At 65.3% G+C, this 13,958-nt stretch carries 10 protein-coding genes; 1 reads left to right on the forward strand and 9 read right to left on the reverse strand.

All coding sequences use genetic code 11. From position 1 onward, the window contains the following. Window positions 1-346: 346 nt before the first annotated feature. The 7 genes from BUC15_RS13665 to BUC15_RS13695 form a co-directional block, all read right to left on the reverse strand. A complete protein-coding gene (locus BUC15_RS13665) occupies window positions 347-1,861 on the reverse strand; it encodes a tyrosine-protein kinase domain-containing protein (protein WP_073189243.1) in 1,515 nt (504 codons plus the stop codon). Between the two features lie 141 nt (window positions 1,862-2,002). Beyond that, window positions 2,003-2,659 (reverse strand): hypothetical protein, encoded by a 657-nt coding sequence (locus tag BUC15_RS13670; protein ID WP_139280274.1) that lies wholly within the window; start codon window positions 2,657-2,659, stop codon window positions 2,003-2,005. Between the two features lie 388 nt (window positions 2,660-3,047). Next, complete coding sequence (locus BUC15_RS13675; RefSeq protein ID WP_139280275.1) at window positions 3,048-5,420, reverse strand: hypothetical protein; 2,373 nt, start codon at window positions 5,418-5,420, stop codon at window positions 3,048-3,050. 290 nt (window positions 5,421-5,710) lie between these two features. After that, window positions 5,711-6,946: a hypothetical protein gene (locus BUC15_RS13680; RefSeq protein ID WP_073189249.1), complete on the reverse strand. Its 1,236-nt coding sequence runs from the start codon at window positions 6,944-6,946 to the stop codon at window positions 5,711-5,713. Further along, entirely contained in the window at window positions 6,943-7,143 is a 201-nt protein-coding gene (locus BUC15_RS13685; protein ID WP_073189252.1) for a hypothetical protein, read from the reverse strand. Before BUC15_RS13685 ends, BUC15_RS13680 begins: the two co-directional genes overlap by 4 nt. A gap of 13 nt (window positions 7,144-7,156) precedes the next feature. Next, window positions 7,157-7,732, reverse strand: a complete 576-nt coding sequence (locus tag BUC15_RS13690; protein WP_073189254.1) for a hypothetical protein — start codon at window positions 7,730-7,732, stop codon at window positions 7,157-7,159. Further along, window positions 7,725-8,213, reverse strand: a complete 489-nt coding sequence (locus BUC15_RS13695; RefSeq protein ID WP_073189256.1) for a hypothetical protein — start codon at window positions 8,211-8,213, stop codon at window positions 7,725-7,727. Before BUC15_RS13695 ends, BUC15_RS13690 begins: the two co-directional genes overlap by 8 nt. Before the next feature lie 62 nt (window positions 8,214-8,275). On the opposite strand from BUC15_RS13695, the gene BUC15_RS13700 reads away from it, so the two are divergent. Then, a complete protein-coding gene (locus BUC15_RS13700) occupies window positions 8,276-11,872 on the forward strand; it encodes a CHAT domain-containing protein (protein WP_073189259.1) in 3,597 nt (1,198 codons plus the stop codon). A gap of 202 nt (window positions 11,873-12,074) precedes the next feature. Here the strand turns inward: BUC15_RS13700 and BUC15_RS13705 are convergent, their stop codons facing one another. After that, complete coding sequence (locus tag BUC15_RS13705) at window positions 12,075-12,479, reverse strand: hypothetical protein (RefSeq protein ID WP_139280276.1); 405 nt, start codon at window positions 12,477-12,479, stop codon at window positions 12,075-12,077. 326 nt (window positions 12,480-12,805) lie between these two features. Further along, window positions 12,806-13,888, reverse strand: coding sequence for a glycosyltransferase (locus BUC15_RS13710; RefSeq protein ID WP_073189264.1), 1,083 nt, complete (start codon window positions 13,886-13,888; stop codon window positions 12,806-12,808). Between the last annotated feature and the right edge of the window lie 70 nt (window positions 13,889-13,958).

Raw genomic sequence — 13,958 nt, forward strand, 5'->3', positions numbered from 1 at the left:
GCGGTTCGGTTGCACGTTGAGTGCCGGTTATCGTTCGAGGCTGACGAAGGTGGTGTCGTCTGGGAAGCATCCTGCCCGCATGATCACACGGGCGAGGATGCTCCAGAAAGGATTCGCTGGGCGCGAGCGCGACCCACGACAGGCTACGGCCCGGCTCTGTGGATGTCGCCGCGAAGCAGTCCAGCCTCCGCTCTCTTTGGGTGGGTTGACATGCGCACCGTGCAGTTCATCGACACGAGTGTGCTCCTCGAGTTCCTTGATGTGCCGGGGCACAACGGCCAGCACGCGGAGATCACGGCCGAGATGGAGCGCAGGATCGACGCAGCGCCCGGCTCCCGCCAACCGGTCAAAGCTGCGTCGAGGCCGGCTCCATCACGACGGCATCGGCCGACGCGTCAACAACCTCGACTCTCTGGTCGTCAGCCGCCACGCGTCGCGGACGCGGTGTCGACTGCGAGCGACCACGACCCTGCCGCGCCCCGCTCACCTCGGCCGCCGGTCTCCTCCGCCCATCGTCCTCAGCGTAGTAATAGCGCGGGCTGGCGCCGCTGTACCCGTATCCGAACGCGGCGGCCCCCAGGTCCTTTTTCGGCACCTGGTTCATGACGAACCCGAGCAGCGCGGCGTCGACGTTGTCGAGGTTGCGGGTCGCCAACGCGATCTGCTCCCTGAGTGTCTTGCCGTGCTGCACCACCAGGAGCACCCCGTCCGACACGGCGGAGACCAGTCCGGCGTCGGCGACCGGCAGCAGGGGCGCCGCGTCGATGATCACCAGGTGGGTTTCGGAGAGGTGCGCGATCAAGTCCGCCATCCGCTTCGACCCGACGATCTCGCTCGGGTTCGGAGGAATCCGCCCCGCAGGCAGGACGGACAGGTTCGGTTGCGACGTCGACACCAAGGCATCGGCCACGGTCAGGGAACCGGCCACCACCTGCGTGAGGCCGACCGCGCCGTCGATCCCGAAGAGTTGCGCGACGCGGGGGCGCCGCAGGTCCGCGTCGATGAGCACGGTCGGCTCGCCCGACTCCGCTAGGAGGGCCGCGAGTTGCATCGCGATGGTGGACTTACCCTCCCCCTGGCTCGGCGATGTGACGACGATGCTGCGTACCGGGGTGTCGACGCTCACGAAACGCAGGTTGGTGCGCAACTGGCGCAGCGCCTCAGCGGCCGTGCCCGAGTCGTTGACGAGGCTGACGCCGCTGGCCAGCTCAACTGCGGTCGGAACGACACCAAGAGCGGTGGCAGACGTCAGCTCCTCCACCTCATCAGCCTGCCGGACCCGACGGTCCAGGCTTCGGCGCAGCACCACGGCACCGAACCCGCACAGCAGGCCGAGCGCGAGCCCGAGCGCCAGGTTCCTGGCCCAGTTCGGCGACGTGGGCCGCGACGGCGTCAGCGCCGGCTCGACTGGGGCGATTTTCACAACTAGCTGGTCCGTCGGCTCCCCTGTGACCGTCATGGTCTCCAACTCATTGGCAGCGACCGACGTGGCACGGATGCCCGCGTCGGCCATCAGCCTCGCGCCCTCGGCGGTCGGCGCCTGCGCGGTGATCTCGAAGATGACGCCGTCGTTCTTCGCATCAAGCGACACTTCCCCAGACTGCACACCAAGTTCTTGCGCCACCGTCTCCGCGACGGACCGACTCTCCGCCAGCGGAAGGTAGGTAGCGGCCTTCTCGGCCGCGGGGTTGCGGGCACCGGCGTTCTCGGTGCTGGAGTTGCCGACCACCACGTATCCGACGGAGGTGGCCGAGTAGAGGGTGGGTTGCAGGTAGGAGATACCTGCTCCCACCGCGACACCCAAGATCGTTGCGAGCAGTAGTGTGAGCCAGTTTCGTCGGGCCAATGCCCAAAGCTGCACGAGATCCAAGATGTCTCTCCCGGTGCGGGGTTTCCTGCGGGCTATCGCCACGCGCAAACGAGATTATCAGGCGAGGAAGCCGACGGGCACTCGGGCTCCGCACACGGCCATGTCCAAGCCATCAGGGTCTGCGTCAGCGTGTCAGCAACTGCCCACAACCGAAAGATTGGTCACATCATGCAACGGGATTACGCGCGGGCTCTTCTCCCCACGCACCTGCAGCCAGATCTCGCCGCCGTCGGCCGACTCGACGGCACCGCAGCTTGAGCCATCACCGGTTTGCACGTTGAGCATTGGTTCCTCCCCGGGTGCCACCCATAGCAGGACTGCCGCGCAGATCGTGGCCATGACGCTCCCGACGACGGCGAACTGCGCCACTCGGATTAGCCACGCGATCCTGCGCATCTTCTGCCGACGGAACTCCTCGACGGTGATGTAGCTCGCCTCGAACTGTTTCCGCGTAATCGTCGTCGGCACGCCGGCTGAAGCGGTGAGCACGCATCCCAAACCGACGAGCCCACCCAGTGCTGCAACGATGACCGCCAAAAGCACCCACGCGCGCCATTCTGGATCGAGAGCTGAAGCGTCGGGCGCGTTGGCGATGAGGATTCCGGCGGCCAGTGCGCTCGTCAGGGCGGCCATGCCCTCCTGCCATCTGGTTGCAGAACCAGCCACCTCACTCGCCGACATTTCGGTGAACTCTGCCCACTGCTCCTCAGCAAGCACCTCAGCCGCGGTCGGGGTGGGAGGCGGCTCCGAAGGTAGCCAACCGCCGTCTCTCGGCTCCTGTGTTGGCATCACTTGCTCCCCGACCAATCCACGTGTGCCCATATCTTGAACGCCGCCCCGCACCCCTTATCCCCTTCAGGCGTCCCATCAACGGGTGGGCCAGCGCAGCGGATCGTTTCGGCAACCACATCGTCATTCTTAGGGGCAGGCGCAATCGGAGGAGACAGCTCCCCTACGTGCCTATCACCTAGGTACCCACCACCGACGACGACCGCAGTTGAGTCAACATCAATCGAGAAGATCCCGGCACAGCGCGGGCACTCGACCACGGCCACGAGTCGACGGCTCTTTCCCGACACCATGATTCGGGCGTCAATCCTCCCCTGCAACTGCAACTCGTGGGCACGTTTGGTCCACCGGCTTTCCGGAGTGGCCCCAGGTCGATACTCCACCATTGCTACCACGCTCCCAAGACTCGGATCGGTGCCCAGCGACGGAGCCGTCCACGAAACTCCGGAAAGCCGATGTTGGCCAGGATCGTCGCACGCAATGCGTGGCTCCAGTCCATAGTCTGGCCAGCCTCGAGTAGTGAGTCAACGAAATGCGCTCCGATCGGATCGTCGCTCAGTTCATCGGATGTGGCGAGCACCGACGCCGCGCCTCGAGCCTGCAGAATGGTGGCGACGGTCAACGGGTCACCCGATTGCTCCTCAGGCACGAATGCGCTCCAGCAGGAGATCAGCGCCACGCGTCCACCCGGCTTGGCGCGCATCGCTTCAAACGGCGTGAGAAGCAGCCCTTCCCCCAGGTCGAGGAAGTGCCCCAGAGCCTGCAGCGGGACTCCATGAGCAACGATGATCAGGTCCTGGCCAAGTTGACCGTCGAGCAGCATGGCCAGCGCGGCACTTGCCGATTCGCACCGTTCGCCGGAGACTCCGTCCAGCAGTTGTGCCTGGACGTTCGGGCCGACCCACTTGCGCGTCTCGCGAGGCCAGCCCGTAGGACGCTCACGCATTGCGGCAGCGAGGGCGAGTGACGGGCAGATTCGCAGCGGAAAGCGCGCCCCCAGCACATCGCCGTTGCCAAGGGGTATCGCCGCCCAGGGCAGGGGCCATAGTTCCTCAAGCGGGACGATCAACAGAGGCGTTCCCTCGGGGAGCCTATCCAGTTGCTCAGGGAGGAGATTGGTCAACGGACCCAAGCTGTCGAGATGATCGAGCAGCGGCTGCGAGCGCCAGTCGTTGAGGGCTGATCTAACCTCCTCAGGCATCGCATACTCGTCGCAACACGCCTCACCGTCGGCGTCGACCAGCAGGGCGAAGTAGCGCAGCGGCCTCTCCGGAACCGGCGCGAGAAGTAGGGCGGCGGTGCCAGGTGGCACTCCGTCGAGGTGCGTCTTGGCCAGGGCGTGGTCGTAGGGGGTCGAAAGCGAGGCGATTGCGGTTCCGGTTCCATCCTCGATCATCCCGGGGAGCGCGCTTCGCAACGCCGTCCTGCCGAGTAGGCGTTGAGTTGGGGAACCGTCCGCCTCGGCGAGGCTATTGTCCGCCGTTTTGGCCTGCGCGAGCAGGTGCGTCCTCAGGATCGCGTCGTCACCGAGCCGGGGACCGGCGCCTGTGGTAAGACCAACCAGCCGCCTCCCCCAGAGGCCTTCGAAGACAGAAACGAACAGGACTGGGTCCCTTATCCGGCACGCCATTCGAAGGCCGCGCCTATAGATCTGAGCAAACCGGCGTCGATACTCCTGCTGCGCAGAAGGTCGGCTCTGAACGCAGCGCAAGCTCTCCAAGGCTGTCAGCGCACCTCGCACATCCGCCGCCGCATCATCCCGCCGCCCGAGCGCCTCAAGCACTTCGGACTTCTCGGTGAGGCAATAGGCCAGTGAGCCAAGGCTGTCTTCCCGACCGTCGAAGTATCTGGTGGCCGCCTCACGCGCGTCGAGGGCCGCCTCGAGATTGTGAGCCTTGCGTTCAATCTGGGAAAGCGTCATATTCGCGTACGCCACACCACGTCCGTCACCGACCTGATGCGCAACAGCAGCCGAAGCAGCCGCCGCTACACGGGCAGAGTCCCACTGCCCTGCCAACAGCCGCCCGGTCGCGAGCAGGTCGAGCGCTGCTGCCCTCTCCGTCGGCTGGTCGACGCGCCGCAGGGTTTCCAACGCCTTGAGCACTGAGCGCCGCAGCCCATCAGGGTCCTCGGCCATCCGGAAAGCATCGGCGAGCCGCACATACAGCCCTGGAAGCGCGACGGGGTGGTCGCCGAACAGCTCAGCCGCCCGATCCGTTGCTTCGACCGCGCCCGCAAGGTCGCCGTTAGCCGTCAGGATCTCGGCTCGAACGAGGTAGGTATTGGCGAGATACATCGCATCGTCGAGGCCCCTGGCCAACTCCTCACACAGGTCGACGACGTGCATGAGTTCCTCGGCTGACCGTCCGCGTCGTTGCAGGAACAGCCAGGGGACGAGCGCACGGAGCCGTCCGAGACCCATTCCGTTCTCCCGCGCCACGCGCTCGGCTTCGTCATACATATCTGAGGCCGCGCCGGTGTTGTCCCGGGTCCGTTCCACGTCGCCAAGCCCGACGAGCGCATCGACCAACACGACCGGATGGCCGCCAGGCGAACGACCCATCGTTTCCAGTTCCCTGAACAGTGCCTCTGATGCACCGACATCACCTTCGGCCAGAGCACGCTCCCCAAGGGGAACCAGTTCGATCTGGCGCCCCCAGCGCGGCCACGGGACTTCAAACCACTCCGGAGTAGAGCCGTGCGACAGGTTCTTCAGGACGTAATACCGCGCGCGCAGAGCGGCAGGCCCAGGCTTGGGCAAGCGTGTCAGCATAGGCGTCACCGTTTGGCGGGCCGAACCAGGATCAGAGGCAAGCGATTTCCCAGCCAAGATCCAGAGTTCGTAGAGCGACTTTGACAGATCCCGCTCCGAGAAGACGGCCATCACATCACCCGCCTCCCATCTGACGTGCCACTGACCAGACGATAGCGTCGCTCGGCAGCACTGCGACGACTTCAGGCCAGAACAGCAGCCAACCGCCGACCCAGCGATGCATCGGCGACGCCGTAGTGCTTGAAAACGGATTCGTCTGGGCGGTGGTCAACTCGCGCTCAGGCGGCGACCTGGTTCTCAACCTGGTGCTGCACAAGCATCGGATTGACCCCGAAATGCTGAGCCGCCCGCTGCAACGCGTCCTCTGAGTAGTCCCCATCCAGCAACTCGGCGATGCCGTCAGCAGGGGCGAGCAGTTCCGCAGCGAACGCCCGCTCAGCCCGCTCGGTGTACTGCGTGGCACGAGTGAGCAAGGACAAACCCCGAACCGGAGCAAGGCCGTGACGGCCTATCACCCGGGCGGAAGCAAAACGCTTCGCCGTGGCGCTGGTTCCCGCCCCGACCACGACCGACAGGCTCGACTCCCCATCCGCCTGAACCAGCGCATCGATATTCAGCGGGGCGCGTGAGACCGTCTGGCCGACCGTCAGAAGATCATCAATTGGAGCCTCAGCGGTGGGCTCAAGCCCGAGGAGATGTCTCAATCTGCGCGCTCGCTGATATCCAATCTTCCATGGCGCAACCCCTGCAGCCGAGGACCAATCCAGCGGTCCAAGCGGCGGAATCTCCAGGCGCCGGGGCGCCTCTGCGCCCGACGCTTCCAGGAGCCAGTCTGCCGATTCTGCGAGCTGCCCGAGAGGGACCGCGCGTGCCAAGTCGGCGAGCAACTCGGCACTCCCAATCCTCCGCTCAGCGCCAAGCATCAACTGAGCCACATCAGACGGCGTGTCGTACGGGTCCTGCCCCCATGCGGCAGCGACCAAACAGAAATCCCTCTCGGCCGTGTCAGCCTGCTGAATTGCCGCCCATTCCTCTTGGAGCAGGGTGCCCTTCACACCCTCGTCATCAAGCCTCCGCACGGTAGCGTCGATGAACCCCGCGACCGCCTCGAGCGTGGCCCCAGCATCGAGCACGGCCTCGGCCCGGGTGAGGAAGCGGACGCTCTCCGGGGCCTTGTCGCGCGAACGAAGCGTCACCCACATGAGCCCATGATCGTTTCGAAGCGTCAGATCCGGCCACGCAAAACCTGAACCGGCTCCGGCGAAACGGACCCCGTGGTCCGACTGGAGATGCGCAGGAACGCTCATCCGCCACCAGTTGACCGCCAGATACTCCGCCAGCGGATACGCCGACACGTCAATGCTGCGGCGAGGACCACCCGAACCATCGCGCTGCTCGACCAGGGTCGCTGACGCATCGTCGAGATCGATGCTCAAACGACACCAGGTTGCTGCCACCTCAGCCAAGCGAACGCCGGGAGCCGACTCCCAGTCCCACCGGAAACGTAGCGTCACGGCGTCTCCTCCCCGCTGCGCAACTCATCCTCACGGGATCGCAGCCCGTCCGTAACCTCATCGTCGGCCAACGGGTAGCCCGGATAGGTTCCCTGCACCTCATCGACGAGGCGACCCTCGAACCAGGAGTCCCCCTCAATTGCCAGCACGACGTCGTAGGCGGCGCATCGCGGTGCCCCTCCGTACTCCTCATACACGCCAGTCACCCATTCAACTCACCGTCGGCACCGGGGATGGCGATGACGCAGACGCGACCGGAGCAGGGCTGGCGCTGGGCGCGATCCCCGACGGCGCCACCGACCCCACCGCAGTCGGCACACCCGCCGGAGCCGGTGACGGCACCCACAGCGTCGTGATCAACCCCAGGAAGCACAGCAACGCACCGACGCCAGCCATCCACTTGGAACGCGCCAGACGCTTCAGCGCGGCGTCGGCCTGCCACACCTCGTACATAGTGAAGGAGTTGTGCTTCGCGATCAGCTCGCGCAGCTCGATCGTCGCGCTCCTCCTGCCGCCCTCGATCGTCAACACCAGCCACAGCGCCCAAGCGACGAAGATCAGCCCGCCGCCCAGGAACCCGGTCAGGGCCAGGCGCCACCCCCACGGCGTCGACTCCCCCAGCCGGACCCCGACCAGCGCGACCGTGGCACCCGCCCCCGAGGCGAGCATCGCGTACCCATTGCGCCACACTTTCGCCTCAGCGAGCACGCTCTCGAGGCGCGTCTTCTCGAGTTGCTTGTAGGCGCGCAGGTCCGTGTGCGTCGGACGCGGTGGCCGCTCATCCATCGCCGACCCCCTGATCGGGTGGGAGGGCCAGGAAGAAGCTCGCGCCGCAGCCCCGCACACTGTCTGGCGCGCCGGGATGGCTGACGTCGCAGTCGCAGAGGAAGTCCGACGATACGGGCCCGGCCTGGGCACCCTTTCGCTCACCGCGGATACTTGACACCGGCAAGCGCAGCGATGTGGTCTGGCTGAAGCCGTCGTCGCATCGCGGGCAACGGCCATCCATGCGTAGTGACGGCGCCACGCCGGTGGTTGCCCAGACGGTGATGGCCCCGGAAGCCAGCAACGTTGCCGCCCGGGCGTCCAGCTCGGCTGAGGCGACCTCCGCGTAAGGAACTGTTGGGGTGCCCGCAGCGCCAGCCCCCGCGAGCGACGCAGCGGGGCCCGGTTCCCCTCCGCCCGCCGCGCTCTCGTCGTGTTCCTGAGGCGGCGACGCCTCATCGCGGCCCAGCACGGCCGCCAACGCTCTCCCCCACCGGTTCATGGTCGCCTCCTTGCCACCCAAATCTCCCACACCGCCCGATGCGTCCTGCGAGAATCCAGCGCATGGACATCCCGGAGCCCGACGCAGACGCCGAGGCCACCGACGACACCGTCGACGCTGACGACCTGGTGTCCATCGCCGACGCGACCGACCCCGCTGATCCTTCCTGGCTGGGGTGCCAGTGGGACGCCTCCGATGCCCTGCACGAAAGGTATCTGAGTGGGCGCGACCCTGCCGACCTCGATGCCGCCATCCGTCGCTGGCACTCCGCTGTCGACGCCGACCCCACACCTTCAGCGGGGGCGCTGTTCCTCTTGGCAAGCATGGTCTCCGACCGCCTGGATCTCACCCCGTCCGTCGCCGACCGCGAGGACTGCGTCTCCCTCCTCGAACGGGCCATCGCCGCAGAGGACGCCGACCCCTCCGACGGCGTTCAAGCAGCCGCGTGCCACTCCACTCTCACCGACGTCCTGCTCTCTGACTCGCTCGGTGAACCCTCCGTCGAGGATCTCCAGCGCGCGGTGCATCACGGGCGGCTCGCCGCTGCGGGGCCGGGCGATCCGGAGGAACGCGCCCGGTGCTTCTACAGCCTGACCGCCGCACTCATCGCTCTGCACCAGGCGACCGGAGACCTTCAGCACCTCCGGCAGGCCATCGTCGAGCAGCGCGCAGTCCTGAGCATCATCGGCGCCGAGCACCCGGATGCTCCCGGTGTGGCTGCCGATCTCCTTCCCCTCCTCGTCAGGTGGACGCAGCTCACCGACGACGAGTCGACGCTCGGCGAAGCAGAAGACATAGCGACCGGCCTTCTGGCCGATACGGCCATAGACCATCCAGACAGGCCATTCGTGCTGACGAACTCGGCCAAGGTATTTGTCGAGTGCGCGCATCGACGAAACGACATCGGCCTTCTCACGACCGCCCTTGGCCTCTATCGCGACGGGGCACGCCTCGCGGAACCCGGCACCGCTTCCCGGGCCCTCGACCTGATCAACATCGCCACGACCTGCCACGAGGCCTACGACCGGCTCGGGGAGGAGGAGTACCTCACCGAGGGCGTCCAGGCAGGCAAACGCGCGCTCCGGATTCTGGGCAAGCGGGGTCCGAACAGGGCGGCCGCTCTCATGGCGACCGCCAATCTCCTGAGGGACCGGTTCCTCCTGCGCGGCCGCCGCAAGGACCTGACCAGGGCTGTCCGGATGACGCAGAAGGCCGTCAGCCTCGCCCCGGTGGGTGACCCTTCGCGGGCAAGCTACCTGACGAGCCTCGGCGTCATGCGCTCGGACCTGTATGACGAGTTCGCCGACCGCGCTCAACTCGACCTGGCCATCAGCCACCACCGGGAGGCATTGGAGGCGTCAGAGGCCATCCGTCAACGGGTTCCCGAACGTCAGCACGATCTTTCGACTGCCCTGCTGGCCCGGTACAAGGACGCCGGCAACGACGATGACCTGGCTGAGGCTGTGGATTGGGCTGAGAGCGCCGTCATCGCCACGGAGCCACACTGGACGACGTGGCCCGTTCACGCCAACAACCTCGGCAACCTGCTCATGGAGCGCTACGAACTCTTCAGGGAACGCGACGACCTGGAGCGCGCGATCAGCACCTACGAGCAGGTGGTTGCCGCACCTCGACAAACGCCTTGGGAGGTGTCCAGCTACGCCACCAATCTCGGGCTCGCGCTGGAATCACGCGGCGTCACGGACGGAAGAGTCGAGGATGTGACCGAGGCGCTGACCCATCTGGAACGGTCGGTGGCACTGCTCCCGGCAGGCCACCCGGATCGCGCCCCTCGCATCTCCAACCATGCCGATGCGCTTCGACGCCGCTCCGTCATGCACCACGAGCTCGGCAATCGTCCTGAGGCCCACAGGGATTGTCTTCGCGCCGTTGCGCGCTGCACAGAGGCGATCGAGGCTGCCGGGAACAGCGAGGCGCGGCTGCTGCCAACCTTGGACAATCTCGCCGAGGCGTTGCGTTGGCGCAATGTGCTGGCCCCCGGCGCCGTCGATCCCGCGGAGATCCTTGCGGTTCAACAGCGGGCCGCGGCCCTCACCATGATTCCGGCGGCCGACCGGTTCCGCCAAGCGGTCCGATGGGCCGAAGACGCCGAGCGTTACGCCGTCCCTGACGACGCTTTGCGGGCCTACGCCCTCGCCGTCGGGCTCACCACCGAGGTGGCGTGGATCGGGCTCTCCGTCCCAGAACGCCTCGAACTTCTCCAACAGATGAACAGCACCCTGCAACACGCGCTCACCTTCGCCGTCTCCGTCGGGCAGCCCTGGACGGCAGTGGCGTGGGCCGACCATGTGCGATCGGTGGTGTGGCGCCAGGATCTGGCAGTCAGTTCGCTGGGCAGGCACCTGGACGATCCGGGCCTCCTCACGCTGTCGAACTCGCTCTCCACGCCGTCGGATGGTGCAGACGTCGACAAGCGCCTCCGTCGTGAGCAGGCACGTCTGGCAGCCCATGATCAGGGCGAGAGCCTGAACTCCCCTGTCCCGTCTCCCACGGACTACGCGGCCATGTCGTTCGAGGGTGTCGTCATCCTGCTCATCCCTGGGGAGGATGCCTCCCGGGCGCTACTCCTCCGGGAAGGCGTCGAACCCACCGTGGTCACGCTGCCGCTGGCGTCCCAGGACCAGTTGGACGCTCAGGCTGCCTCGCTTCTCAAAGCCATCGAGGGCTTCGGCGACGACACGTCTGACCCGCTGCGCGAACGCACGGCAACGCACGGCGTGTTCGACTGCCTCGACTGGCTTTGGGAGGCCGTCGCCGCCCCAGTCCTGGCAGCGCTCGGGGACACCGGGGGTGAACGGCCACACCTGTGGTGGTCGCCGGTGGGCTCCTTCGCGCTGCTTCCCATCCACGCGGCTGGACGCCATCCCCGCACCTCGCCCCACGTGAAGGCAAGACCCACCTGGGCGGTGGCTCTTCAAGACCGGGCGTTGTCCTCGTACGTTTCGAGCGTTCTTCCGCTGTCCCCTGAAGGCCGGTCGACGGAAGAGCGTGACGGGCACCTTCTCTACGTCAGCGTGGATTCGCCGAAGGCACCGCTCGTTCACCTCGAGCCTGAACTTGCGGCTGCACGGCAGTCGCTACCCAACATCCCCATCACGGCACTGAACGACACGGACGCCACCCTCGCGGCGCTACACAGCGCGGTGCCGCGTTGTCGCTTCCTGCATATCGCCGGTCACGGCGTCCGCTCTGATGAGGACCTACTCCGCGCCGGATTCTCAGTGGCGGACGGACTGTTCACGCTGGGCGACCTCGCGGCAGCCCATTCAGACGACGGCGAACTGGCGGTTCTGCTCACCTGCGATTCCGCACGTGGCGCCCGTGGCCTGCCGAACGAGTCGCTCCATACGGCGGCCGCCGCGCACAATGCGGGCTTCCCTGACGTCGTGGCGACCATGATGCCCGTTCGTGACACCTCCGCAGTGGTTGTCGCCAAGTCGCTCTACACGGCGCTCAACGCGGAGCCCGATGAGATTGCGAGGACCATTCCGCACGCGCTCGACGAGGCTGTCTCTGCTCTGCGTCTCGACCCGGCCACGGGCCCCGACCCGCTGTCCTGGGCCCCGTACGCCCACTACGCCGCGGCTCCTCCCAGCCAGCACCATGGCCGCCCCAGTCCGGGCCCTGGGCCGAGCTAATCCTCGACGCCTTCACACGACTCCAGATCCGCTCCTGCCCTTCCTGGATACCCGCCCACCGCGAACGACACGCGGTGACTCGTCACACCTACCTGCGAGAATCAGCTCCACATCGACGCTACAGGCGACGATCAGCCACACGGGGTCGTCATGAAAGATCGAGGCTAGAACTCGAAGGGAATCTTCTGCGGGTCCAGGCTGATCAGGCTCGTCTCGTAGACAACGAGGTCTGTCTGACCGTGAACATCAAGGGGTTCGCCAGCCCGGCGCGGGCGATTACGATCTCATCCACGTAGGGGAAGTCGAAGTCATACCGATCGGTAGCGAAGGACCGATACCGAATCTGACCAGGCTGATCGCCGGTGCTGTCCATGGGTCCGACCCAGATATCGCCCTTCTGCGCGATGCCAAAGTTCCGTAGTGCCTGATATGTGTCCGTCAGCGGATTCGTCGCTTCATAGGCGAACCAGCCCGTCCCCCACGTGAATGCTCTGGAAGATCCTGGGTCGACGGCCTTCATCGAGTCCAGGTTGCTGGTAACGGCGTTCCTCAGCTGCCACTCATACATCGCCCACAGCGGCCGCTCACGGTCGATAACGCGTGACATGTCAAGTTCCCACGTTTGCCCCGAAGCGCCCACATAATGCCAACAAAGCTCCGACGCCACTGTCCAGCCGGCACTCTCCTGGCTCTGGCACTTGGCCTCGACGTTCGAGTACTCCCTGTAGTACAGGAGGGCATTCAGGTTACTGCGAGCATTCCAGGAGGGCTGGCCTTCGAGCCCCCACCCATTCGTCGCAATGTCCGCTGTAGGCCGAGGCTCTCCGGAGGATCACCAGCCACCAGCCCTACCTCAATGCCATCGCCGGCGAGCTCACCGACCGTCCCCGTCAAAGCCTCAGGTTCCTCACACCCAGCGATGTCTTCGAACGACTACTTGTCACCGGTCATGTCGCTTCCTCGCCTTGACATCGCCCCCAACTTACGTCCGCGAGCGCGTTCCCTCCAAGAACTATAGAGGTAGAGAAGCCGAGTCGCCAACGAGACACCCACGATTGACACGCATCTCCTCACCCACTTGCCTTGCCAATAGCCATCGTTCTCCAACACGAAACGCCCCGACCGCAAAGCCTCCTTCACACGATTTCGTTCGTGACGGCCCAGGCCTCCCGAGATGATTAGCGAATTGGCGTACCGAGACGCGCAGTAATCCGCATAGGCCTTCGAGAACTCCGATGTCCAGATCAAACCATTTCGCCGGGCACGCCCAAAGGCCTCCAATACGAACTCGATCTGCCCGATCAGCGCTTCCACAGGGACGCTTCGGCTCGCTTGCCCCGGCCTGCCCTGCCGGTAGGCATACATCGCGGTGGGGACGTAACTATAACGGGCCGGGACACAGACGAGGCGCATGAACCATTCAATGTCCTCATGATGGACACCAGGTCGAAACAAGAGATCATTAGCAATAAGAAACTCTCGTCGCATGACCTTCATGCACGCACTAGGTCGAACATCACGTTTCGCCATCATGTACGGTAGAACGAACCAGTTCGACCTCCCACGCAATTCACCCTGGACCCATGGGACATCTGCCGGCCTTACATCACGACTGGCATCATCATAGAACAGCGAATCGAAAATGATGACATCCACTTGCTCAACTTCTTGCGCTTCTTCCAGCAGAATCCGCAACCCATCCGGTTCAACCCAAAAGTCATCCCCGGAGAGGAACATGACATACTCACCAGATGCCCGGCGAAGGCCTGTATTCAAGGCGCACGAAACGCCCTGATTCGCCTGCGAGATCACAACCACTCGGGAGTCGCTTTGTGCGTATGACTCAGCAATCTCCAGGGATCCGTCCGGCGACCCGTCGATAACCAAGACCAGCTCAAGAGATTCATGCGTTTGGCACAATACACTTTCAATGCACTCTTGCAGGTAGTCCTCCACCCCATATACAGGCACAACCACACTGACCGTCGGCGCAGCCTCATTCAACTCACTATTCATGACCCCGTCCCGCAACTACCCACCACGTCTTGCATACTCTACTCTCGCGCCTCGAACGACGTTCGCGCCA

Origin of the sequence: Tessaracoccus bendigoensis DSM 12906 (assembly GCF_900141915.1) — a bacterium.
In the GTDB taxonomy this organism is placed as follows: Bacteria; Actinomycetota; Actinomycetes; order Propionibacteriales; family Propionibacteriaceae; genus Arachnia; species Arachnia bendigoensis.

Coding starts and splice junctions, on each gene's coding strand:
- BUC15_RS13670 (WP_139280274.1), bottom strand. CDS start 2,659: ATGCCAACACAGGAGCCGAGAGACGGCGGTTGGCTACCTTCGGAGCCG.
- BUC15_RS13705 (WP_139280276.1), bottom strand. CDS start 12,479: ATGTCACGCGTTATCGACCGTGAGCGGCCGCTGTGGGCGATGTATGAG.
- BUC15_RS13700 (WP_073189259.1), top strand. CDS start 8,276: ATGGACATCCCGGAGCCCGACGCAGACGCCGAGGCCACCGACGACACC.
- BUC15_RS13710 (WP_073189264.1), bottom strand. CDS start 13,888: ATGAATAGTGAGTTGAATGAGGCTGCGCCGACGGTCAGTGTGGTTGTG.
- BUC15_RS13695 (WP_073189256.1), bottom strand. CDS start 8,213: ATGAACCGGTGGGGGAGAGCGTTGGCGGCCGTGCTGGGCCGCGATGAG.
- BUC15_RS13690 (WP_073189254.1), bottom strand. CDS start 7,732: ATGGATGAGCGGCCACCGCGTCCGACGCACACGGACCTGCGCGCCTAC.